This window comes from Tateyamaria pelophila (assembly GCF_019966495.1).
Taxonomy (GTDB): domain Bacteria; phylum Pseudomonadota; class Alphaproteobacteria; order Rhodobacterales; family Rhodobacteraceae; genus Tateyamaria; species Tateyamaria pelophila.
This window is the reverse complement of the sequence record NZ_JAIMIA010000008.1, coordinates 20,796-43,653: the sequence shown is the minus strand read 5'-3', so window position 1 is coordinate 43,653 and position 22,858 is coordinate 20,796. Positions and strand designations below refer to the sequence as shown.

At 58.7% G+C, this 22,858-nt stretch carries 22 protein-coding genes; 13 read left to right on the top strand and 9 right to left on the bottom strand.

All coding sequences use genetic code 11. The annotated features are described in order from the left end of the window. Positions 1 to 25: 25 nt before the first annotated feature. Positions 26 to 2,659: a cyanophycin synthetase gene (cphA, locus tag LC354_RS04600; RefSeq protein WP_223421669.1), complete on the bottom strand. Its 2,634-nt coding sequence runs from the start codon at positions 2,657 to 2,659 to the stop codon at positions 26 to 28. A gap of 355 nt (positions 2,660 to 3,014) precedes the next feature. On the opposite strand from cphA, the gene LC354_RS04595 reads away from it, so the two are divergent. Then, the gene (locus LC354_RS04595) at positions 3,015 to 3,848 is read left to right on the top strand and encodes a cyanophycinase (RefSeq protein WP_223421668.1); all 834 of its coding nucleotides are present in this window, start codon (positions 3,015 to 3,017) and stop codon (positions 3,846 to 3,848) included. A 76-nt stretch (positions 3,849 to 3,924) separates the two neighbouring features. Here the strand turns inward: LC354_RS04595 and LC354_RS04590 are convergent, their stop codons facing one another. Continuing rightward, positions 3,925 to 5,601 carry a hypothetical protein gene (locus LC354_RS04590; protein WP_223421667.1) on the bottom strand — a complete coding sequence of 559 codons (1,677 nt, stop codon included), beginning with the start codon at positions 5,599 to 5,601 and terminating at the stop codon, positions 3,925 to 3,927. A 366-nt stretch (positions 5,602 to 5,967) separates the two neighbouring features. Here LC354_RS04590 and LC354_RS04585 point away from each other — a divergent pair, with 366 nt between their 5' ends. Then, positions 5,968 to 6,219, top strand: coding sequence for a hypothetical protein (locus tag LC354_RS04585; RefSeq protein WP_223421666.1), 252 nt, complete (start codon positions 5,968 to 5,970; stop codon positions 6,217 to 6,219). A gap of 33 nt (positions 6,220 to 6,252) precedes the next feature. Further along, a complete protein-coding gene (locus LC354_RS04580) occupies positions 6,253 to 7,047 on the top strand; it encodes an adenylate/guanylate cyclase domain-containing protein (protein WP_223421665.1) in 795 nt (264 codons plus the stop codon). 209 nt (positions 7,048 to 7,256) lie between these two features. Here LC354_RS04580 and LC354_RS04575 read toward each other — a convergent pair whose 3' ends face one another. Continuing rightward, positions 7,257 to 7,988, bottom strand: coding sequence for a maleate cis-trans isomerase family protein (locus tag LC354_RS04575; protein ID WP_223421664.1), 732 nt, complete (start codon positions 7,986 to 7,988; stop codon positions 7,257 to 7,259). A gap of 41 nt (positions 7,989 to 8,029) precedes the next feature. Here LC354_RS04575 and LC354_RS04570 point away from each other — a divergent pair, with 41 nt between their 5' ends. The 4 genes from LC354_RS04570 to LC354_RS04555 all read left to right on the top strand — a co-directional run bounded on the left by LC354_RS04570 (position 8,030) and on the right by LC354_RS04555 (position 11,313). Beyond that, entirely contained in the window at positions 8,030 to 8,254 is a 225-nt protein-coding gene (locus LC354_RS04570) for a hypothetical protein (protein ID WP_223421663.1), read from the top strand. Between the two features lie 144 nt (positions 8,255 to 8,398). Next, entirely contained in the window at positions 8,399 to 9,442 is a 1,044-nt protein-coding gene (locus tag LC354_RS04565) for a TRAP transporter substrate-binding protein (RefSeq protein ID WP_223421662.1), read from the top strand. Next, complete coding sequence (locus LC354_RS04560; protein ID WP_223421661.1) at positions 9,435 to 10,046, top strand: TRAP transporter small permease; 612 nt, start codon at positions 9,435 to 9,437, stop codon at positions 10,044 to 10,046. The genes LC354_RS04565 and LC354_RS04560 overlap by 8 nt, the downstream gene beginning before the upstream one ends. Next, on the top strand, positions 10,033 to 11,313 hold the full coding sequence (locus LC354_RS04555; RefSeq protein WP_449649478.1) for a TRAP transporter large permease: 1,281 nt from the start codon (positions 10,033 to 10,035) through the stop codon (positions 11,311 to 11,313). Before LC354_RS04560 ends, LC354_RS04555 begins: the two co-directional genes overlap by 14 nt. 108 nt (positions 11,314 to 11,421) lie before the next feature. On the opposite strand, the gene LC354_RS04550 is transcribed toward LC354_RS04555, so the two are convergent. Both LC354_RS04550 and LC354_RS04545 read right to left on the bottom strand, forming a co-directional pair. Continuing rightward, positions 11,422 to 11,874 (bottom strand): hypothetical protein, encoded by a 453-nt coding sequence (locus tag LC354_RS04550; RefSeq protein WP_223421659.1) that lies wholly within the window; start codon positions 11,872 to 11,874, stop codon positions 11,422 to 11,424. Between the two features lie 9 nt (positions 11,875 to 11,883). Beyond that, complete coding sequence (locus LC354_RS04545; RefSeq protein WP_223421658.1) at positions 11,884 to 12,192, bottom strand: hypothetical protein; 309 nt, start codon at positions 12,190 to 12,192, stop codon at positions 11,884 to 11,886. A 282-nt stretch (positions 12,193 to 12,474) separates the two neighbouring features. Between LC354_RS04545 and LC354_RS04540 the strand changes: the two genes are divergently transcribed. The 3 genes from LC354_RS04540 (at position 12,475) to kynA (ending at position 15,002) form a co-directional block, all read left to right on the top strand. Continuing rightward, complete coding sequence (locus tag LC354_RS04540; protein ID WP_223421657.1) at positions 12,475 to 13,272, top strand: glycoside hydrolase family 25 protein; 798 nt, start codon at positions 12,475 to 12,477, stop codon at positions 13,270 to 13,272. A 134-nt stretch (positions 13,273 to 13,406) separates the two neighbouring features. Then, positions 13,407 to 14,126, top strand: a complete 720-nt coding sequence (locus LC354_RS04535; RefSeq protein WP_223421656.1) for an META domain-containing protein — start codon at positions 13,407 to 13,409, stop codon at positions 14,124 to 14,126. Between the two features lie 42 nt (positions 14,127 to 14,168). Beyond that, on the top strand, positions 14,169 to 15,002 hold the full coding sequence (gene kynA / locus LC354_RS04530; protein ID WP_223421655.1) for a tryptophan 2,3-dioxygenase: 834 nt from the start codon (positions 14,169 to 14,171) through the stop codon (positions 15,000 to 15,002). Positions 15,003 to 15,025: 23 nt separating this feature from the next. Here kynA and LC354_RS04525 read toward each other — a convergent pair whose 3' ends face one another. The 4 genes from LC354_RS04525 to LC354_RS04510 form a co-directional block, all read right to left on the bottom strand. Further along, the gene (locus LC354_RS04525; RefSeq protein ID WP_223421654.1) at positions 15,026 to 15,880 is read right to left on the bottom strand and encodes an ABC transporter permease; all 855 of its coding nucleotides are present in this window, start codon (positions 15,878 to 15,880) and stop codon (positions 15,026 to 15,028) included. Beyond that, positions 15,877 to 16,743 (bottom strand): ABC transporter permease, encoded by an 867-nt coding sequence (locus tag LC354_RS04520; protein WP_223421653.1) that lies wholly within the window; start codon positions 16,741 to 16,743, stop codon positions 15,877 to 15,879. The genes LC354_RS04525 and LC354_RS04520 overlap by 4 nt, the downstream gene beginning before the upstream one ends. Then, entirely contained in the window at positions 16,743 to 17,855 is a 1,113-nt protein-coding gene (locus LC354_RS04515) for an ABC transporter ATP-binding protein (RefSeq protein ID WP_223421652.1), read from the bottom strand. The genes LC354_RS04520 and LC354_RS04515 overlap by 1 nt, the downstream gene beginning before the upstream one ends. Positions 17,856 to 17,921: 66 nt before the next feature. Further along, on the bottom strand, positions 17,922 to 18,983 hold the full coding sequence (locus LC354_RS04510; protein ID WP_399202953.1) for an extracellular solute-binding protein: 1,062 nt from the start codon (positions 18,981 to 18,983) through the stop codon (positions 17,922 to 17,924). Between the two features lie 276 nt (positions 18,984 to 19,259). Between LC354_RS04510 and LC354_RS04505 the strand changes: the two genes are divergently transcribed. The 3 genes from LC354_RS04505 to LC354_RS04495 are packed head-to-tail and all read left to right on the top strand — an operon-like array spanning position 19,260 to position 22,854. Continuing rightward, complete coding sequence (locus tag LC354_RS04505; RefSeq protein ID WP_223421651.1) at positions 19,260 to 20,267, top strand: BMP family protein; 1,008 nt, start codon at positions 19,260 to 19,262, stop codon at positions 20,265 to 20,267. A 6-nt stretch (positions 20,268 to 20,273) separates the two neighbouring features. Then, complete coding sequence (locus LC354_RS04500; RefSeq protein WP_223421650.1) at positions 20,274 to 21,815, top strand: ABC transporter ATP-binding protein; 1,542 nt, start codon at positions 20,274 to 20,276, stop codon at positions 21,813 to 21,815. Next, a complete protein-coding gene (locus tag LC354_RS04495) occupies positions 21,805 to 22,854 on the top strand; it encodes an ABC transporter permease (protein ID WP_223421649.1) in 1,050 nt (349 codons plus the stop codon). The genes LC354_RS04500 and LC354_RS04495 overlap by 11 nt, the downstream gene beginning before the upstream one ends. The last annotated feature ends 4 nt before the right edge of the window (positions 22,855 to 22,858 follow it).

The window sequence follows — 22,858 nt, the reverse complement described above, 5'->3', positions numbered from 1 at the left end:
AAGGGGTCGATTGGCCTCCTGTGTCTCAGGGCACCGCCTCGGGAAGTCGGGCGGGGCCCGCGATCCGCGCAAAATGTGCCATGACGGCGCGGAGCATCGGCTCCACTTCGTTCACTTGCACCACGATCAGATCACCGGGTTGTACAATTTCGAAAGCGCGTGCCAGGGCCGTGTCCGGGTTATTGATGATGTCCACTGCGCCGGGCGCAAATCCATTGTCCACCGCACCGGAACGCACAAGCTCTGAGGTTGCGCCGGGTTTGCGTCCGCGTGGGTCGGCATCGGCCAGAATGATTTTGTCGTACACCTCTGACAGGGCCAGACCAAACGCCCGCAATTGCGTGTCGACCCTGCTTCCGGTGCCATGGGCCACGACGATCTTTTGCCCTTTGGTCAGGTGCGGCAGAACGTGTCCCATGGCCTGGACCGCAGGCGTGTTGTGACCGTAGTCGACGATCACCTTGAACGTGACAAAGTCGATCAGGTTCATGCGCCCGGGGTTCTGGGACGCGCTGGGGTGGAACGTGCTGATGCCGTTTCGGATCATGTCGACGGACAGACCCAGACCGTGCAGCGCTGCCACTCCGGCCAGAACATTCGCGATGTTGAAGATGGCGGCACCGCTCATGGTGATCGGCGCTTCGAGGACGGAGGATACGTGTATGGTGGGTTCGGGGGAGTGGATGACGAGGTTGCCATCCTGCAAGACGACGGCCGTTCCGCCCGTCGACAGATGCTGCCGGATCGTTTCGTTTTTGGGCTGGAGCGAAAAATAAATGATTTTGCCACCAGCCCTGCCTGCAAGCCCCACGACGATGGGGTCGTCCGCATTGAGAACGGATACGCCGGTATCTTTGACGACCTCGATGACCGTAGCCTTGACCAAGGACAGCTCTTCGAGATCTTCCACACCATCGGTGCCGATATGGTCTTCGCCGACGTTCAGGAATACGCCGACATCACAGGTGTCAAAACCCAAGCCCCGCCGAATGATACCTCCGCGGGCGATTTCCAGAACGGCATGGTCGATTGTTGGCTCTCTCAAAACGATGCTGGAGCCTTCGGGGCCGCTGTAATCCCCGGCGACGATTTCGACGCCATCGATGGCGACGCCCGTCGTCCCGGCGAAACCAACCATATGGCCGCTGTACTTGAGCGTATGGGCGATCAGTTTCGCGGTTGTCGTCTTTCCGTTTGTGCCCGTCACCGCAATGATGGGGACATGAGTATCCAACGCAGGCGGAAACAGCATGTCGACAAAGGGTTTGGCGACATTGCGGGCCTGTCCTTCGGTGGGCGCCAGATGCATCCTGAATCCGGGGGCCGCGTTTACTTCGACGATCCCGGCGGACCCGTGCGAGAGCGGCTGATCAAGACCGGGGGCCACGATGTCTATTCCGATGCAATCCATGCCGATGATGCGCGCCACCCGTTCACACATCAACCGAGCGTCCTGATGCACGTGATCGGTGACGTCACAGGCCGTTCCACCGGTGCTGAGATTGGCAGTTGATTTCAGATACAGTTTCTCCCCGGAGGCCAAGACGTCGTCGAGTGTGCGGTCCTGGAAGGCAAGCAGACGTTGGGACATATGGTCGATGGATATGGCGGTCAGCACCCGTTCATGTCCAATGCCGCGTCGCGGGTCCGCGTTTACATGATTGATAAGCTGTTGAACCGTGGACGTCCCGTCCCCCACGATATGTGCGGGTTCGCGACGGGCGGCGGCGACCAGGTTTCCATCGATGACAAGCACGCGGAAATCAAAACCTGTCATTGTCTTTTCAACAATGACACTGCTGCAAATCGCGACAGCGGACACAAAGGCTGTTGCAAGCTCGCTTGCATCGGACACGCGGGCCGATATGCCACGTCCATGATTGCCGATCTCGGGCTTGACCGCGACAGGATAGCCAAGATCGTCGGCAATCCCGGTCGCTTGCCCCAACGAGGTTGCAACCCTGCCGTCCGGCGTGGGGATTCCAGCCCGGCTGAGACGCTCCTTGGTCCTGAATTTCTCGTCCGCGATTTCGACGCCGATTGCGCTGGTGCGATCAGTCATCGTTGCCTGAATATGACGTTGCTTGGCGCCATATCCGAGTTGAACATGGCTGTCGCTGTTGAGACGAATGGCGGGGATGCCCCTGTGCTTTGCCTCCTCCACGATACTATTGGTCGAAGGGCCAAGAAGGTCGCTTTCGCGCAAGTCCTTGAGGTGAGCGATGACCGCATCAATGTCGTATGGTCGATTTTCTGCCATGGCCTGTACCAGAGCGACGGCGTCCTCACCGGCTTTCAGGCCCGCCGATTCGACCCGGTAGCGATAAACAACCTTGTAGATCCCATCGTCGTTGGTGTCGTAGGTCTTGCCGAAACCAACTTCCATTCCGGCCAGACACTGCAATTCCAGTGCAACATGTTCAGCAATATGACCAATCCAGGTGCCGCGTCGCAGGCGCTGGATGAACCCGCCCGGACCCCCGACCGAACAGCCGTGGTTGTGCAGCGTCGGGATCAGCGCGATCAAGCGGTCGGTAAAGCCATCTATCGTGTCGGAGGGTTGCTGCTCGTAGGCCCCAATATCCAAAAGCATGAAGATCGCCTGATAACGGCTGTACCTGTTCGGTCCCCGAAGGGCCCGGTGCTCGAGGACTTTCATGTCATGACCTTCTGCGCACTTCGGGCGCATTGTGGACGCCAGACTCAATTTGCATGAGCAAAGCGTATTGTAGCTGTCTTGTTGACGATAAACGGTGCATGTATCCGCTCAGGGTGACTGGACCCGGCGCGTTTCGAAATCTGTTCGCTGTTTCATACGTTCAAACACACCGCACGCGCGCAGGTGGTCGCGCGGCACGGATAAACTGGAACGGGGCAGGTCTTGCTGACAAGAAACGGCGTCAGCTTTCTCAAGATATCTATATCAAACTAACACGGCTTGACGATCATTGCCAGCAGCATGCGCGTGCGCCCATGGCGATGAAGAGACTGCATAACACCTGGAGCCATTGCCTATGCCTCGCTATCTGATTCCGATTGGTGGAAATGAAAAGAAATCCGAAAACTCGGATATTTTCCAAGAGATGATCGCACTGGCCGGGGGTGCCAGGGCGCGCATCGTTATCGTGCCGACGGCCAGCGAAGAACCCAAGGAGCGCGGCCGTGACTATCAAAAGTTGTTTTCGAGTTTTGGCCCTGAAACGGTAGATATCGTCCATATCGGGGAACGCCCGGATGCCGGGTCAGCGGTGCTCGCCAAGATCGTAGACAAGGCGACGCTGTTCATGTTCGGGGGAGGGGACCAACTTCGACTGTCCTCCTTGATCGGTGGCACGCCACTGCACAAGGCGCTGTTGCAGCGCTACCGTTCAGGCCAGTGTGTCATCGCGGGGACGTCGGCCGGTGCCGCCGTCATTCCCGAAGGCATGATATTTCAAAACAACAATTTCCGCCCGTTTCGCAAAGGCGGGATCGAAATGACCAAAGGGCTGGGATTGATCCATGACACCATTTTCGACACCCATTTTATCGAACGGTCCCGCATCTCACGTCTCGTGCATGCGGTTTCAACCAATCCTGCGATGCTGGGCCTAGGTATCGGAGAAAACACGGGCTTGCTGATCGAGGACGAAACCAAAGCCCGCGTGATCGGTACGGGCACAGTCATCGTGATCGACGGCAGCGCGATCGAAATCAACCATGTGGGATACGTCGAGAACGGCAAACCCTTTGCCCTCACCAATGTGATCTATTCCGTCCTGACCCCTGGTGTCGTTTACGATCTGAAGGCCCGGAAAGTAATAGACCCCGGACCGATCGCGCCGCCGCCGAGTTTGATCCCCAGTTGAAGAGCAGATAGGTTCGGCGTTTGGAATGCGGGCCGATCGGGTTCGGCTGAAACAGCTGTCAGGACGGATCCCGGCATCATTGCGTCACTTCGTCCGGTGGAACCCAGCCCGCCGCGCGCAACCCATCGACCAAAGCCTCGATGATCGTTTCGCTGGCGTGATGCATGCGGTAGGCGGCGGCCGGGTCGCTCCCAAGCAAGGGCGATCCTTCGGCCATGGTTGCAAGCGCTGCACCCGCCGCCTCCATGTCGCCGAGCTTTGCATGGCTCATTGCCGCGAAGGACATTGCCATGGGAGAGCCAGAGGCCGCGGATTGACTGGCCGCGTCAAGCGCACGGGTGTAATCGCCGTCGAGATATGCGTAAACCGCGATCAGGTGGAAATACCAACCCGGAGGATGGTTGCTGCGCGCGATGGCCTGCTGGAGATATTCAAGGCCCTCCCGGTTGCCGCGGACTGCCAAGCGCCAGCCAAGCTGGGCCAGCGTGTCGGGATCGTAGGGGTTCAGTGCCAGCACTTTGCGTTGCAGATCTTCCGCCGCCGCATAGTCGCCCCGGTAGAAACTGATGGCCGAGAGTGCTGCAAGCGTTCGGGGGTTGCCAGGCTCCAGCGCAACGCCGTGAGAGGCAGCCGCAAACGCCGCGGCCATTTCATCCGAGCGCTCGGCCTGTGGCGCGATGTCATGGCGCACTGAGTCGAGATGCAGCCAGCCGAGCATCGCCCACGCATCTGCATAATCCGGGTCGCGCACGACAGCCTGTTTGAGGCAGGCCATGGCCGGCGCAAAGAGCGCATCTTCGAAGCTGCGCCTATACGCGTAGGCGCGCTGGATGCAGGCGTAGCTGGGCATGCTGGGTGTGCTTTCGCGCGCCATACGCCGTGCGATGGCTTCGTTCACCGCGCCGTATGGTTCTCCGAGTTCGGTCGAGATCGCCACCGCCAGTTCGTGTTGCGCTCCGAGCAGATCGCTGGGATTGAGTGGTTCGTCATAGCTGCCGCTCCAGCGCACCTCGCCCGTTTGCGTGTCGACCAGCCGAGCGCGAAGGCGCACCTGACCGTTCTGCGATTGCATGACACCCGTTACGACAAAGGACACACCCTTGTTGCGACCAAGCGCTTCCGCGTCCGTACCCGGAATTTGGCGAAAGCTGCTCGTCGTCGAGTAGACCCGGAAATCCTGAAAGAGCATGAGGTTTTCGATCAGTTCCTCGGTCACGCTGGATGCGATCAGCGCGATGTCGTCATTGTCTCCGAACGCCTCGAAAGGCAGCACGATGATCGCGGGCGTCCGTTCCGTTGCGGCTTTGGTCACCGCGACGGGCCATCCGACAAGGGCGAGGCCGATCGCCAGCACTCCGCCAAGTCCCAGAAGGGCCGCGGCAAGTGTCAGGCGTTTGCGGCGAGTGCCCGTGGCCGCTGCAGGTGTTGCGGGCGGTACGGTCTCGTCCATCAACGAAGGCGGCACCTTCTGTGGATCGGGCGCCTTTGGCCGCGCGGGCGCGTCGTGGTTCTGCCAGGCGAAATGCGGGACGTAGCCACCCTTGGGCACCGTCACGCGAACAGGATCATCACTGCCAATATCGACATAGTAGCTGTCGAGGTCGGCACGCAGACGTCGCGCTTCGAGACGCACGACCGGATCGGACTGCTGATCAAAGGTTTCGTCGCGGCCAAAGACGGCCTGAGCCACGGTCACGCCTTTGAGGCGGTCACCGCGACCGGCCAGGGTCTCGTCGACAATGAACCGCAGCATTTCACGGCGCCGCCGACTGGCGCGAAACGACGTCCCTTCGAGCATCCTCGCCAACTGCGTCTGAACATCCTCTGCTGAAGGCTGAGACTGTGTCGGTTCATTGCCATGTCGATGGGGGGTGGTCTTCTCGACTCCGGACTTCATCCTTTTTCGACTCCGCTTGGAACGCTCAATCCTGTCATTGAAAACTTTACGAGACTCCGCGCTGCGAAATAAAGGTCCAAATCGCCTCATCTGGGTCTGACCCGGATGGACAGCTCCGACACAGCGAAGGCGGTCCGACATTGGGAATGGGTCAAACAATAGAGGAGCGGTTGCTCGGTACTCCGGTTCGCCATGGCGCGCAAAATCCATCAAGGTAACGCAATGACCGCGACAGATCCTGATTCATTTGCCACCGAATCCGCCGCCTGCCTGATCAGGGCAGAACAACGCGGCCTACGCATAGCCATCGCGTGCCGCACACTTGTCACGGGGCTGGCCTTTATGTGGTATGTCGGCGCGCCGTTCCTCTTTACCGGGTTTGAGCAACGGTTGGCGACCGTTTTGATCTTGTTGTTTTTCACCGGTGTCGGAGTTGCCCATCTGAGCGTCATCGGCACGCGGTTTGATTTCTAGAGGATGAAGTAAGCGGTCTAAACCGTTGATATATTGTCGATCTGCGCAAGCTTTGCGTTGATCCCGATCAGCCGGGCGGACGATGTACCGCAGATCATCGCAGCCCGGGCATACGGCGTCTATTTTTTGTTCCCGCTCGTTGCGATCTGTTGCCTCAGCCTGTCTGGCCGACTGGTGCTTTTGACCGGGGCGATGTGCGTGATCGGTTGGTGGGGGGCGTTTATGTGGGTGATTACCGGGATGGATCGGGCCCTGTCCTGGGCGGACATCCCTGCGAATGCCACGCGGGCGGATTACGGAGATGTTTTTCTGTCCATCGACTTTATCGCACGCGGCAACCGGATCGAGGAAACGGCCATGCTGATGTTTGCGGCGCTTGCCTTGGCCGTTGTGGTCTACCGCGCGTGGGGGGTATTCTTTGCGCAAGTGGCCTCTGAGATGGAATGGCGGCGCGAGCGCAGCGCACGTGAACATATCAGCGCATTGTTCGGAAAATATGTACCCGCCGAGATCGCCAGAACGCTGATCGCAAACGATGGCCCACTTAAACCGCAACGCACCACGGGTACCGCGTTGTTCATGGACATCGCGGGTTTTACAGCGTTTTCCGCGCGCCATTCGCCCGAACATGTCATCGGCGTGCTTGACGCATTTCTGGCCGCCGCTACCGATGCGGTCGCCGCACAGGGGGGCATCGTCATATCCTATCTGGGCGACGGTTTTCTGGTCACGTTCAACGCGCCCATCCGCATCGCTGGCCCGGCGGACGCAGCCATTGAGACGGCTCGTCCGAGCGGCAGTCCTTTACGGTCTACGGGAATGCGGTGAACCTTGCGGCGAGACTTGAAGGCCAATGCAAGGTTTTGGACGTGCCCGTTCTTATCGACCAGCAGACGCAGAACGCCTGCGGGAAAACGCATAGGCTTGAACCTTGCGGCGATCAGTTGATCGACGGGTTGAAAGCCCAAATTCCCGTTTTCCGTTTGCCCGCTCCCACATGACGGCGCGACGGGATTACGGAAGCGGGTATGTGCGACCTATAGTGTTTGGAAAATACTGCCCCAACCCGTCACGCGGGCAGGATCGATCCCGATGATCCTCAGGGTTTGCGCGGCGGTGATGGAAACGGAATCGATGACCGGAATGCCAAGTTCGGCTTCAAGGTCCGCTGCAATCGGGGCACCCCGAAAGTTGGTGCAAAGGACTGCGATGGCCTCTGGCTTGGCGCGCGCAACGTCGCGCACCATGTCGGCAATGACATCGGTCCCGTGTTCGGCAAAGCTGAAATTCCCGCGATCCTCAAGCCGTCGGTCAGCGACGACGTCAATGCCGCGTGCACCGTAGTTTTCGATGATCCGATCCTGAACTTCGCTGAGGTAGGGCGTAACCAATCCCAGCTTCTTGATGCCTGCGCGCTGATAGTGATCTTCGTAGGCAAGCACGGTCGACGTCGCCTTGCAGCCTGTCGTCTGTTCGATCTGGGCGCACAGGTCGCGGTCTTTGTCCAGGCCGAGCCAGGACGCTGATGTGCCGTTCCACGCAATGCAGCCGACGCGCGCCTCTGCCAATCGTTCAGCGGCCTCCAGAATGGGGGCAAGCGTGAATTGCGATTGCGATGCCGCGCCCATGGAGATTTCAACGACACGAAACCGCCCGAAATGCACGCTTGCCGCACCGTTCAGCTGTGCGAACATCGCGGATGTATAGGGTTCGAGAACCGTATTCGACGACGGCGTCAACATCCCGACGCGTTTGCTTTGGTCACTCATACCGGGTTCTTCCATTTCCAAAGGGGTTTTCACGTCACTGAGTGAGCGCTGTATATCGTTTCGTCAAGCAAGCGACGCCAGACATCCGGGCCAGAGCTTTGCGCAGCGTCGTCAATCCGCATGTTTCCACGGCAACACTTGAAAATGAAGCTGAAATGTTGGGCGTTCGATGTGGCGAATTTCATCAGCTTGCCAAGATGATGCAGCGAACCGAGGTTAGAAAATCATTACAAAGCACTGAAAAAGATAAAGAAATGAAGCGATAAATCATGAAAAAGAATTTTTTCATACCAATTTTTAGAAAAAAAATTTTCTTGCTTTGGCGTAAGAATCTTGTGCTTGCTGTTCTCAGAATGGGCTCATTCCAGTTTGGAACTGTCTCACTGTTTGTCGGAAAAGAGGTTTGATCAATGCAAAATTTACGATCCACGATCGCCACTCTTGGTGGCGCCATGGCGATGACGGTCGCGACATCTGCGTCAGCGCAAGACATGCGGATCCTGACGCAAAACCAGGAAGGGCGCGCGCAGTTCGCGCCGGAAATGGCCGGAATGGATGCGCTGGACGCATCCGGTTTCACAGTCTCCCGGAGCGAATTTCAGGCGGTCGGGATAGACCTTGCCGATGGTCTGCGCCTTCTCAGCTCGGGCGCCTTCGATATGGCGACCATTCAGGTTGGCAGCGTCGCAAAGGATGATCCGTTTCTCGAAGGCATCGACCTGATTGGCGTGTCGACGAATATGGCGGACCTCAAAGACGCCGTAGACGCCTACCGTGATGTATTTAACGCGCGTCTGGGTGAAAAGTTTGGCGTGCAGGCCGCCGCGATCTGGCCATTTGGTCCGCAGGTGTTCCTGTGCAATGCGGATATGACGTCGCTGGCTGATCTTGATGGGCTGAAAGTGCGCTCTTTCACGGCGTCCATGTCTACACTTCTGGAAAACCTTGGTGCGACGCCGGTGACCTTGTCCTTCCCCGAAGTCTACCCCGCTCTGCAACGTGGTGTTGCGTCTTGCGGTGTGACATCGCCGACATCCTCCAATACCGGCAAATGGCCGGAGGTGACGACACATCTTTATCCGCTCTCCGTCTCTGGCTCCATTCAGGCGCATATGGTCAATCTTGAGTGGCTAAACAGCCTGAGCGAGTCCGAGCGCGCCGCGTATGACACCGCGATGGCGGACATGGAGGCCGCGCTTTGGGAGCTTGCGATCACCACGAACGGCACCGCGCAATCCTGTTCGACGGGTGGCGAATGTCCTGAAGGTGGTCTCTATACCTCTTACGATATGACGCTGGTGCCCGTCACGGACGAAGACAAAGCCAAGGTCGCCGAGATTTCAGTCTCTGCGGTTCTGCCGGAATGGGCAGAGAAGTGCGAAGCCTCCTATCCGGGCTGCAAGGGTATCTGGAACGAGACCGTCGGTGCCGCGCGCGGCCTGAGCCTTGAGTAACACGACCCATATGCGGCCACGATTCCTCGTGGTTGCGGAGAAACTGGCGGTTCTTCTTGCGCTTTGTGCAGGGGGGGCCGTCGCCCTTTTGGCCGTCCTCATTTTCATCGACATCATCGGGCGTGATTTTGTCGGCATCTCCGTGCAGGGCACGGATGAGATTGGTGGTTATGTGCTGGCCTTCGTCGGATCGCTGGGGATGGCGCTGACCTTGTTGCGCCGTGGTCATCCGCGTATCGATCTGTTCTTTCGCTTCTTTCCCAAAGTCGTTGGGGACGCATTGCATGTGCTGGCACAGATTGCGATTGCCGGACTTGCGATCTTCATGACGTGGCATGCGTGGGCCGAGTTGCAAACGACGCTGCGCTTTGGCTCCATCACCAACACACCGCTTCAAACCCCTTTGTGGGTACCACAATCCATTTGGGTTGTCGGTACCGCTTTCTTTGCCATCACCGCATGTCTGACGGCTGGGCATGCCATTTATCTGCTGATCCGCGACAGGTCATCCGTCGCTCGGTTCTACGGGCCCGTGACCATCGACGAAGAGGTCAGCAACTACGTCGGCAACGACAAGAAAGAGGTTGATGATGCTGGGCATTGAAGGCGCTGCCATTGGTTTTGGCATGCTGTTGTGTTTGCTGTTCATCGGGCTGCACATTGCCACCGCCCTGTTCCTTGTTGCCCTGACTGGCGCATATCTGTTTTTCGGCGATGCCATGATCCGGCCCTTCGGGACGATGATGTGGGGGACGCTGAACAACTTCCTTCTTGTCGCGATCCCGCTGTTCGTGCTCATGGGGGAAATCCTTGTACGCGGCGGCGTGACCGAACGCATGTATCGCGCGTTGGCAGATTGGACGCGCCCGTTACCGGGGGGCTTGCTGCATACCAATATCGTGGCGTCCACGGTCTTTGCCTCGATCTCTGGCTCTTCGGTGGCCACAGCCGCCACGATCGGGACGGTCGCCTTTCCCACATTTCGCAAGCAGAACTACAAGGAAAGCTGGGTCGCGGGCAGCGTCGCATCGGGGGCCACGCTGGGCATTCTGATCCCGCCGTCGATCAATCTGATCATTTACGGGGCCATCACCAACACATCCATCGGTGCGCTGTTCACTGCTGGTATTCTGCCAGGCATCGTTCTGGCGTCGTCCTTCATGGGGGTGATCATCATCGCGTGCCTCTGGAACCCCGCCATCGCGGGCAAGCCACAGCCAATGGCGCCATGGTCAGAACGCCGCCAGCGCCTGATCGATCTGGTCCCGCCTGTCGTGATCTTCGTTCTTGTCATGGGGTCAATCTATCTTGGATTTGCCACCCCGACCGAGGCGGCGGGGGTTGGTGTCATCGCATCGCTCGGGCTCACGGCGTTCTACGGCACGCTGAATTGGAATATGCTGCGCGAGTCGTTTCTGTCTTGCGTCACAACAACCGGCATGACGTTGCTGATCCTGATCGCGGCCTTCTACTTGAACTTTATCCTTGGGGTTCTGGGCGTTCCGGCACAGGTGTCAGGTTTTGTGTCGTCTTTTGATGTGCAGCCGGTTGTCATGATCTTGCTGCTGGTATGTCTTTACATGGTCCTTGGCTGCTTCCTTGATGCTCTTGCCATGATGATCGCGACCATTCCAATCGTTCTGCCTATCGTCCTTTTCATTGGATATGACAGCGTCTGGTTCGGGATTTTCCTCGTGCTGATGTGCGAACTTGCGCTGATCACACCACCGGTTGGCATGAATCTTTATGTCACCCAAAGCGTCCGTGGGCGAGGCAATGTGGGCACCGTGATTGCAGGTGTCTTGCCTTTTATCCTGTGCATCCTGTTCGTTGTGGCCCTTATCGCGATCTTTCCGAATGTGCTGTTTTGACCACCTATCTCAAACTGTCTTGCCAAATTTGCTGACTTAGATCGCAGTGGAGCTTTTGGTTGGATTCCGTTTCCAACAGCGCCCCGTCAAATCAACGGGGCGATGCTGCTATTTCTTTTTCAGAAGGGCTGTCAAAATGGGCAGCAAAACCGTCATCAGTGAACCGAACGGATCTTTCGGGACCGACTTCAGCACGCCAATGACCTGACGCATGTCCCCGCCAATGCTTTCGATTTCCGTTTCGAGATCCGCAATGGCCATGTCGCGTACTTCGACCGCAGATGCGATTTCCTGTTCGACATTCATGCGCGCCGCGCTGGACGCCAAAACGGCTGCCAACACGACATTCAGAACTCCCAGGATACCGGCCGCTGCCGCTGGTGAGAGCCACGCACTGAGAAGCAGGTAAAAGCACAGGTTAAACAGGGCCAATCCGATCACCGCCACCAAAGCGGCCAAAGCCATCAGGATCGTCTGGTTTTGAATGACAGCCAGACGCCTGCGGGCGATCAGGCGTTCGGTACGATAAATCGTGGTGACGCTACGGCTGATCCGATTCATGATTTTCTCCTATTTTGACACGCGACCCACCACGAGCCCAAGGGCGAAGGCGGCCAATACCATGGTCAGCGGTCTTTCCTTTTGCAGCGCTTTCAGCTCTTCGAGCAGGGTTCCGCCAAGGCTTTCTATGCTTTCCGCATCCATACCGTGTTCTTTCAGCACCTTTTTCAATCCAAGGGCATCGTCATCGGTCTCATCGCCATTGTGATCGCGCGGGGCGTCAGAGCTCAAAGCCGCGGCCACGTCGGCCGCGCGTCTTTGCTCCAGTTCCTGCTTCAGGGCGGCAAGTTCTTTTTCCAGTTCCGCTTTGGTGGCCATCAGGTTTTCTTCCTTGTTTTGTTCATCCCGACTGTGCCGTCGATGCGCTGAGACTTTGACATGTCTTTCGCCATGATTACAACGGTGGACCGTCAGCGAACCGTATGGAAATCGCTTGGAGCACCGTCGCGGTTCTGTGCGGTGTTGACGCCGGTGTGTGGGACTGTTTGGATGCGTCCAATCCAGTAATTGCCCGCCCCGTACGACTGGATTTTCTAAGGAGCAGAGTTTGACAGTCAGTGTGACCTATCCGGTGTGCGTGCCTGACGGCGGGTTGTCGCGATGCTGAGCCGGATCATGGCCCTTGGTGTGTGTCTAATCGTGCTATGGGGGTGTTCCGGCCCCGCGCGGGTTGAAACAGCGGATGTGAAATCCGACCTTGGCCGCCAGGAGGTTTTGCGCACCTATCCTGCCTTTGGTGACGTGGACCCGCATGAGGGGATTGGCGATCGGCCAAGGCGCTATCCGGTCCACGGGATCGACGCGTCTCGGTGGCAGGGCGACATCGACTGGCCCATGGCGCGGGCGGCGGGTGTGTCTTTCGCCTATCTCAAAGCGACCGAAGGCGGCGATATCCTCGACCCGATGTTCCGCACCCATTGGACCGGCGCCAAGACGGCGGGCGTGCGCCATGGTGCCTATCACTACTTTTATTTCTGCCGACCCGCTGTGGAACAGGCCCGCTGGTTCATGCGCCATGTGCCGAAGGACCCGACAGCGTTGCCGCCGGTGCTGGATATGGAGTGGAACCATCAATCCAAGACATGCCGCTTCCGTCCGACCGGAACGAAAATCCGGGAGGAGGCCAAGCATTTTCTGGATATCCTTGAGCGCCACTATGGCAAGCGTCCTGTCATCTATACCACCGTTGATTTCTACCGTGACAGCAATATCGGCCAGCTGAAGAATACCGAGTTCTGGTTGCGCTCCGTTGCTGATCCTCCGCGCAAGACTTATCCGGGTCAGAGTTGGACGTTCTGGCAATACACCGGCACGGGCGTCGTTCCGGGGGTTGCGACACCTGTCGACATCAACGTTTTTTCAGGCACGCTGGATCAATGGCGGGCCTGGCCGAAGTGAGGGGGCCAAGGCCAATCCAGCTTTCGGGCGATGCCGCGATAAAACGGTTGGCGTAAAATGATGCCGCACTGTAGTTTCCAGCAACGCATGACCCCGCCCGTTACAGACAGAAACAGACATTAAAGGATCCGATCATGTCAAACCTCAAGGGCACTCTGGCGGCGGCTGTCTGCCTCGGGTTTCTGGTGAACGGCCCTGCCATGGCAGAGGCCGCCGGCCCCGATTTCTTTAGTGTTTCGGGTGTTGCCGAAGGCAGTGTTCTGAATCTCCGCGCCGCCCCGTCGGTGTCTGGTCCTGTCATCGCAACGATACCGTCGGACGGCGTTGGCATCGCGAATCTGGGATGTATCGGGGGATTGTCTCTGGCCGACTGGGAGACCGCGACCGAAACGGAACGGGAGGCCGGACGCAAGACCCGTTGGTGCCGGATTGGCTATGACCGCACCATTGGATGGGCCGCCGGGTGGTTTTTGATCGAAGGCGCGAACGAAGACCAGTTCCGGGCCGGTGGCGGCCTCGCCACGATCGCAGGGTCGGAATGGAGCTTGCGCGATTTCGCAGGCGAAAGCCCGGGCGCAGAAGCATGGATCGCCTTCAAGCCGGACAACGCCGTTACAGGCAATGGCGGATGCAACGCCTTTAACGGTAGATATGAGCTCAGCGTGGACGCGCCCGTATTCTCGCCTCTGGCGACGACACGGAAAATGTGTCCGGAGGCGCAGATGGAAACCGAAACACGACTGCTCCAGGCCTTGGGCGCGGCACAGCAATTGGTATCCTATCACCTGTTGATGGCGGTGTTTGATGATGAGGGAACACTTTTGGCCACATTTGCGCGGCGTGATGCAGACTGACCGATTTGAAGTTCCAGAAAATCTAGCAAGAGCAGGACGGCCATGACTGACGCATACGATCCCGCCACGGATGGCGCAAAGATGTCGTATAAAAACGACATGAGTTATGGCGACTACTTGGGTCTGGATCAGCTGCTGGGCGCTCAGGGCCCGTTGTCAGAGGCCCATGATGAGATGCTGTTTATCGTTCAGCATCAAACATCCGAGTTGTGGATGCGGCTGGCCTTACACGAGCTTGATGCCGCCCGTGGCCACATTCAGGCAGAGCGGTTTGGCGAAGCGTTCAAGATGATTACGCGGGTGTCGCGAATTTTCGAGCAGCTCAACAACGCATGGGATGTGCTGCGTACCATGACGCCCAGCGACTATACTGCGTTTCGCGCAGATCTGGGCGCGTCATCTGGTTTCCAGTCTCATCAATACCGTCTGATCGAGTTTTTCGTGGGCAACCGGAATAGGGCGATGCTCAAGGTGCACGAACATCGCCCTGACCTGCACGCTCAGTTGACCAAGGAACTTGAGAGGCCATCGCTTTATCATGTGGCTTTGCGCGCCTTGGAAAAGGAGTTGGGCATCGTCTTGCCTGAGGATGCGTTCCGCATGGCAGAGCCGCATCAGTCGGATGACGCGATCGTGGCCGCCTGGACCAAGGTCTATCAGGACCCGGTCAAATACTGGACGCTTTACGAGCTGGCGGAAAAGCTGGTCGATCTTGAGGACTATTTTCGCCGCTGGCGGTTCAACCACGTCACGACGGTCGAACGGATAATCGGGTTCAAACGCGGCACCGGGGGCACGAGCGGTGTGAAATACCTGCGCCGCATGCTGGAGGTCGAACTGTTTCCGGAACTGTGGAATTTGCGGGGCGGTCTGTAAGGCGCATCCTGATGCGCCCCGCCTCACTGCTTGTTGCTTTGAAACAATAGTGAGATCAGCCCCAGGGCTGCCGAGACCGCGATCAGCAAAAGCGACACCGCATTCAGCACCGGGGTCGAGCCCTGCTTGAGTTTGTCAAACATCGCGATGGTCAGGGGCGAGTCCGACCCGACCAGCATCAGCGTCGTGTTGAAATTCTCAAAGCTCATCAGAATGGACACCACCGCCGAGGCCACAATGGCGGGCAACAGAAACGGCAAGGTGATCTGCCGGATGGCCCCCCACTGGCTTGCGCCAAGGTTCAGTGCTGCCTCTTCGAGGCTTGGGTCGAATTTTTGCAAACGGGCGGAGATTACGAGCGTGGCGAAGGTCGTGATGAATGAAAACTGGCCGAGGATCACGAGGATCAGGCCGGGCCGCAAACCGTCAAACCACAGGCCCGTGGCGTCTTCGAGCGTGTTTGCGATGGAACTGGAGAAGACGAGGATCGAGATGCCGAGGATCACACCGGGGATGATCAGTGGCAGCAGCATCAGGATGTACAAAAACGCCTTGCCTCGGAACTCGTGGCGCACAAACAGGAAGGCATTGCAGGTGCCCACCGTCACCGCCAACCCGGACACCCAGAGCGCCACAACGGCCGATGTGCCAATCGCGCGCAGGATGGAACGTTCGTGAAAGACGCCGATATAGGGCGCTTCGGTCCCGAAAAACCATGCCAGCGTAAAGCCTTCCCAGGGCAGCGACGGGAAGACGCTGTTGTTGAAGGCGAACACGCCGACGACCGTGAGGGGCAGCGCGAGGTAGATGAAAAACGCGACCACATAGGCGCGGTAGCACCATTTCGCAAAAACCGGCTGTGGCACTGTCGGGATCATGAGCGCCCCATGGTTTCAGACAAGGATTGGCCCGACAGCTTGAGCCCCAGAAATACGACCAGCGATGACAGGATCAGCAGCAAGAAGCCGAAGGCAGACCCAAGCTCCCAGTTAAATCGGGTGATGAACTGGGTGTAGATCATCCCGGTAAACCACAGGCTGTCCTTGCCGCCCAGCAGGATCGGCGTGAGGTAATTGCCCAGTGACAGCATGAAGACGACGATGCAGCCCGACACGATGCCGGGCATGGCATGGGGGATCACGATTTCGCGCATGACCGCTGTGCTGGACCCACCCAGATCATAGCCGGCCTCGATCAGGCTGTTGTCGAGGCTGTCGAGCGTTGTCACAAGTGGGACGACCATGAACAGGATCGACGTATAGACCAGCCCGACCATGATCGCGGCGTCGTTGTAGAGGAATTCGACCGGCCCGCTGACCAGCCCCAGCGCCTGCAACCCGTTTGAAATGACACCCGTTTCGCGCAGCAGGATCATCCAACCAAAGGTGCGGACCAGTTCCGACACCCAGAACGGGATCATGCACATCAAGAACAGCGTCGTCTTGGTGCGGCCTTGGGTGAGTTTTGCGATGTAGTAGGCGATGGGAAAGCCAAGGATCAGCGTCAGCGCCGTGGCAAGGATCGACATGATCGCCGTGCGCGCAAAGGTCCGCCAGAACAGCGGCTCCTGAAAGAATGCGGCATAGTTGCCCATGCCAATCTCGTATTCGCGCGGGCCGATCTTTTCGCTGATGGACACCACGAAAAGACCCACATGAGGCAGAATGATCAGCACCACCAGCCACAGCAGGATCGGTGCAAGCAAAAGGTAGAACCCGAGGCGCGATGCGTCAGATGACATTACTTGACCCCCGGGGCCGCGTAGCAGCGCGCCTTGGTCGGGTCCCAGCGCGTGTACACTGTATCGCCCGTGCCGATGCCCGCAAACGCGCCGGTTTGCGGCAAGGCCACGTTGATCATGGCCCCCGTGGCGGTGTCCCGTACGGTCAGGGCGCTATTGGCCCCGTTAAACAGGACAGAGGTGACGGTGCCCGGGCTGATGTTGTCGCCATTCTGCGCGGCCATATCGGACGCGACGAGTTCTATCGCTTCTGGCCGCAGGAACACGTCGACGCGTTGACCGGTGTCAAAACCGGACTGGGGCGCGGAGACGTTCATCTGCGCCCCGGTCTGCGTCGCGAGGGTCAGCATTGAACCGTTGACGGCTGTCACCTTGGCCTCGAACGTGTTCGCATCTCCGACAAAGCCCGCGACAAAGGCTGTGGCGGGTCGGTGATAAACTTCTTGGGGCGGGCCGATCTGTTCGAACTGGCCCTTGTTCATCACGGCGACATTGTCACTCATCACGAGGGCTTCGGATTGGTCGTGGGTAATGTAGACGAATGTTGTATTGAACGCTGCCTGCAGCGATTTCAACTCTACCTTCATATGCTCGCGCAGCTTTTGATCCAGCGCGCCAAGCGGTTCGTCCAAGAGCAGCACGTCTGGTTCCAGCACCATGCAACGTGCGATCGCGACCCGTTGCTTTTGCCCGCCAGACAGCTGATCGACGCGGCGCGCAGACACGCCCGGCAAGCCGACACGGTCAAGCACATCGTCAACCCGCCTGCGGATCTCGGCCCGGGCCACACCACGCTGGCGCAGGCCAAAGCCCACATTGTCGCCGATGTTCATCGTCGGAAACAGCGCCAGATGCTGAAAAACCATCGAAACAGGACGCCGGTTGGGGGGCACGCCGATCACCGACTTGCCCTTGATCAGCAGATCGCCGGATGTAGGCTCCTGGAACCCTGCAATCATGCGTAGCAAGGTTGTCTTGCCGCAGCCCGACGGGCCAAGGATCGAGAAGAACGAGCCTTGCGGCACCTCGAAATTCACATGATCAACAGCGCGGAACGCGTCGAAATGCTTGGTGATGTCTCGGCAGATCAGATCGGGAGGGGCAGGGAGCACGTGGTCAGCCTCGCAAGGTCAAAAAAGGGCACCAAACGGCGCCCCTTTTTCTTGGGTATGGTCGCCTTAGTTGGCGGCGTTGATACGGTCGAGCGTTGCGCCCTCAAGTGCCTCAAGTCCGGCAGGCACAGGTGGATACCACTTGATGTTGTCGATCGCGGCCTGATCAAAGCTGCCTTGATAACGCGCCTTGAGGTCTGCACTGACACCGGCGTCGCCACCAACGGCGGCTGTAAAGTTACCAGCGGTATTTGTGATCATCGCGGCAACGTCGGGACGCATCACGAAGTTGATCCAGTCATAGGCCGCATCGTCAGCCCGGCCCCGCGCGGGCAGCACAAAGGTGTCGATCCAGCCCAAGGCACCGGCTTCGGGCGCGACAAACGTGATGTCAGGATTGTCCGCGTTCAGCTGCCAGCCGCCCGTGTCCCACGCCATCGAGGCCACAACCTCGCCAGAGCGGAGCAGGTTCTTGATCTCGTCGCCGCCATCCCAGTAGGTTTTGACGTTGGGCTTGCACTCGGTCAGCTTCGCTTCGACCTGATCTAGGATGTCCTGATAGGCTGCGGTGTCACCATAAGCCGCAAAGGGATCGAGGCCCATGGAGTAGGCAAAACCGATCAGCGTCGGGCGCTTGAGGCGGTAGGATACCTTACCCGCCAGGGCTGCATCGCACAGATCCACGTAGTCCTGTACGTCGCCCGCCATCGCGGTGTTCACAACCAGCCCGCTGGTGCCCCAGACATGTGGCAAACCAAAGACTTCGCCCTCGAATGTGGTGTTGGCGGCTGTGGCACTCAGCATCGATGGAATGAATTGATCCGCCGTAACCCGTGACATATCAATCGGTTTGTAAATGCCGAACTCTTCTTGCGCGCTGGTAATGCGGTCCTGGCTGGGTTGGGCCAGATCGAACCCGCCGCCGTTGGTTGCGCGCAGCTTGGCGATCATTTCTTCGTTGTTCGAGGTCGTGACCTCGACGGTGTGGCCAGTTTCGGCCTCGAACATGGCGATGACTTCTTCGGGCGCGTAGCCGCCCCATGTCAAAAGTCTCAGCGTCTCGGCTTGCGCGGCTGTCATGCTCAGCGCGGATGCGACCACTACGGTCGAAACAAATGCGGTTTTCATCGAATTCTCCAACTGTCGGGATGTGCCCCATTGGCGCTTTAGAGCAGGGGCTTGTAACACCAATAAGTCAAAATCGGTTTGATTTGTCTATGCAGAACAGCGATCTAATTTTCGCGCCTTGCGTCATGGCTGCTGGCCGCTGTGCTTGCATGATAGGGTTACTTTTTGGGCGGTGCGAGGGCATTCGGCAGTCATCGGTTGGTGGTAGGCCAGATAATTTCTTGACCGTTTGATAAAATAGCGTGTTACTCGCACCCAACCAACTGGGGACCAAAAATGACAAAATTCAACAATCTGAACCGCCGGCACTTTTTGATGACGACGGCTACATCCGCACTGATCCTGGGCGCGGGGCCCGTGTTTGCGGCTGAACCGATCAAGACGGCCGGAATTTATACCGTTCCTGTCGAACAGCAATGGGTCAGCCGTATTCACATCGCGGCACTGGCCGCTCAGGAACGTGGCGATATCGAATATACGTTTTCGGAGAACGTCAGTAACACCGATTACGCCCGGGTCATCCGCGAATATGCCGAAGCTGGCAACAAGCTGATCATCGGCGAGGTGTTTGGTGCAGAAGCCGAAGCCCGCGAAGTTGCCGCCGAGTATCCGGACGTGGCCTTTCTGATGGGTTCAAGCTTCAAGGAAGACGCGGCGCTGCCGAATTTCGCTATCTTCGACAACTACATTCAGGATGCATCATATCTATCTGGAATCATTGCGGGATCCATGACGGAGACCGGGAATATCGGGATGGTCGGTGGCTTCCCGATCCCCGAGGTCAATCGTCTGATGCACGCCTTTATGGCCGGTGCAAAGGAAATGAACCCCGATATAAAATTTCAGGTCAGCTTTATCGGCAGCTGGTTCGATCCACCCAAGGCCAAGGAAACAGCCTTTGCGATGATCGAAAACGGCGCTGATATCTTGTATGCGGAACGTTTTGGCGTGTCAGATGCCGCCAAGGAGAAAGGCATTCTGGCGATCGGCAACGTCATCGATACGCAGGCCGAATATCCCGACACCGTGGTCGCCTCTGCGATCTGGCACTTTGAGCCGACCCTGGACAAAGCCATCGCCGAGTTACAGGCGGGCACGTTCACCGCTGCAGATTATGGAGTCTACTCGTTCATGAACCAAGGGGGCACGTCACTGGCCCCGCTCGGCACGTTCGAAGGAAAGGTACCCGCCGCTGCGATGGAGTTGGTCAAACAACGTGAGGCAGAGATCAAATCGGGGGCCTTCACGGTCACGATCAACGACGACGAGCCGACGTCGTCCTGATCCGCCATGTGCAGCACCCCCGTCGAGGCCCTGTCGCTCGACGCGATCACCAAGCGTTTCGGAGAGCTGACCGCGAATGATGCGGTCAGCCTTTCGCTGAACCAGGGCGAAGTTGTCGCTTTGCTGGGCGAAAACGGAGCGGGCAAGACGACGCTGATGAATATCCTGTTCGGTCAGTACACGGCTGACAGCGGCACGGTGCGTGTTTTTGGCGAAACCATTCCCCCCGGAAATTCTCGGGCGGCTTTGGATGCGGGTGTCGGGATGGTGCATCAGCACTTTACCCTTGCCGACAATCTGACGGTTCAGGAAAATATCACGCTGGGTGTCCGGTCGTTGCTGAGCCTGAGGTCTGACAGGGCAGGGGCACGGGCGCGCATTACGGCGCTGTCCGAAAAGTATCACCTTGCGGTGTCGCCCGACGCGCGTGTCGGCGCGCTTTCGGTCGGAGAGCGGCAACGGGTCGAGATTCTGAAGGCGCTCTACCGCGATGTACGCATCCTGATCCTGGATGAACCCACAGCAGTGCTGACCCCGCAGGAAACCGATGATCTCTTTGCCACCCTGCGGCTGGCCATTGCCGACGGGCTGTCGATCATCTTCATTTCGCACAAGCTGCACGAGGTGATGGCGATTGCCGACCGGGTCGTGGTGCTGCGCCACGGCAAGATGGCGGGCGGCGTGCGGATTGCCGATACGGACAAGCAGGCCCTTGCGGCCATGATGATGGGCACCGAGGCGACGCCGCCAAAGGTCGCGAAATCCACCCCTGGCGCGGCCCTGCTTGAGTTGCGTAATGTCACGACGCCGGACGTTGGCAATGCGCCGGGCTTGCGCTCGGTGTCGTTGGCACTGCGGGCAGGGCAGATCATCGGGCTTGCGGGCGTGTCGGGCAACGGGCAGGCCGCGATGGCGGATGTCGTGGGCGGGCTGGTGAGCCCGGCGCAGGGGCAGGTTCTGTTGGCCGACGCCGAGGTGAACAACTGGACCCCGCGGGCGGCCGTGCAAAGCGGTATCGCCCGCATCCCCGAAGATCGCCACAAGACGGGCACCATCGCCGATTTCGATCTGACCGAAAACGCGATTCTGGAGCGGTACAAATCCGCTGATTTCAGCACACGCGGCTGGCTCAACTGGGGCAAATCGCGGGCGTTTGCGGATGCCATCATCGACAAATACGACGTGCGGTGCCCGGGAGCAGATACGCCGATCCGCTTGCTGTCGGGGGGCAACATGCAAAAGCTGATCCTTGGGCGCGTGCTCGAGGCCAATCCGCAAGTGATCCTTGCCAACCAACCCGTGCGCGGTCTGGATATCGGGGCGGTCAACTATGTGCACAGCCAGTTGCTCGCGGCGCGCGACCGCGGAGCCGCAGTGCTGTTGATCTCCGAAGATCTGGATGAGGTCATGGCCCTGTCGGATGTGATCCATGTGATTGCGGACGGGCGGTTGTCGCCCGCGTTTGATCGTGGGCAGATGACGCCTGCGCAGCTTGGCCTTTGGATGGCCGGGCAAGGTTTTGAAGACGAGGTCGCCCATGCGTCTTGAGCCGATCAAGAACCCAAGTCTGGGGCGCAAGCTGGTTCCGCCTGCGCTGGCGCTGACGACGACGATCGTGATCGCATCGCTGTTGGCGATGCTCGCCGGGGCGAACCCGTTTTCGGTTTTGGGGTTGATCCTCAAAGGGGCGTTCGGCTCGCAATTTGCATTGCTTGAGACGCTGAACCGGGCGACACCGCTGATCTTTACCGGGCTTGCGGTTGCCGTCGCCTTTCGTGCCAAATTTTGGAACATCGGGGCCGAGGCGCAGCTTTATGCCGGGGCGCTGATGACCGTCTTGCTGGGCACTGGTTTCTTGCCATGGCCCTCGGCTGCGCTCCTGCCGGTGATTATCCTGGCGAGCATTCTGGCGGGCGCGTTCTTGCTGTTGATCCCCGCCTTGTTGAAAACCCGTTTCGGGGTGGATGAGGTTGTGACGACCCTGCTTTTCAACTTTATCTTTCTTTTGTTCATCTCGATGCTGCTCGAAGGGCCGCTCAAGGATCCGATGGGCATGGGTTGGCCCAAGTCCGCGCGCCTGATCCCAGAGGCGCGTCTGCCACGGATTTTTGAAGGATTGCGCCTGCATTGGGGATTTGCCCTTGCGCTCATTTCGGCCGTTGGTGTCTGGGTGATCCAGACGCGCAGCACATTGGGCTATGAGATGCGCGCCGTTGGTCTGAACAAACAGGCCGCCGCGTTCGCGGGCATTCCGATCAACCTTGTGCTGGTCAAAACGGCGCTGTTGTCCGGTGGGCTGGCGGCGCTTGCGGGGTTTTCCGAAGTGGCGGGGCTGAAGGGCAGTCTGACGCTCGATCTGTCGCCGGGCTTTGGCTACACCGGGATTATCGTGGCGATGCTGGCGCTGCTTAATCCGCTGGGCGTTGTGGTTGCGGCGCTGTTCGTTGCAGGCATCTTTGTGGGTGCAGACAGCATGAGCCGCGCGGCGGACGTGCCGACCTATCTGGCGGATATCATGCTGGCGGTCGCGCTGTTGCTGATGGTTCTGGCGATCATGCTGGCGCGGTTTCGCGTGGTAAGGGATTAGAGCG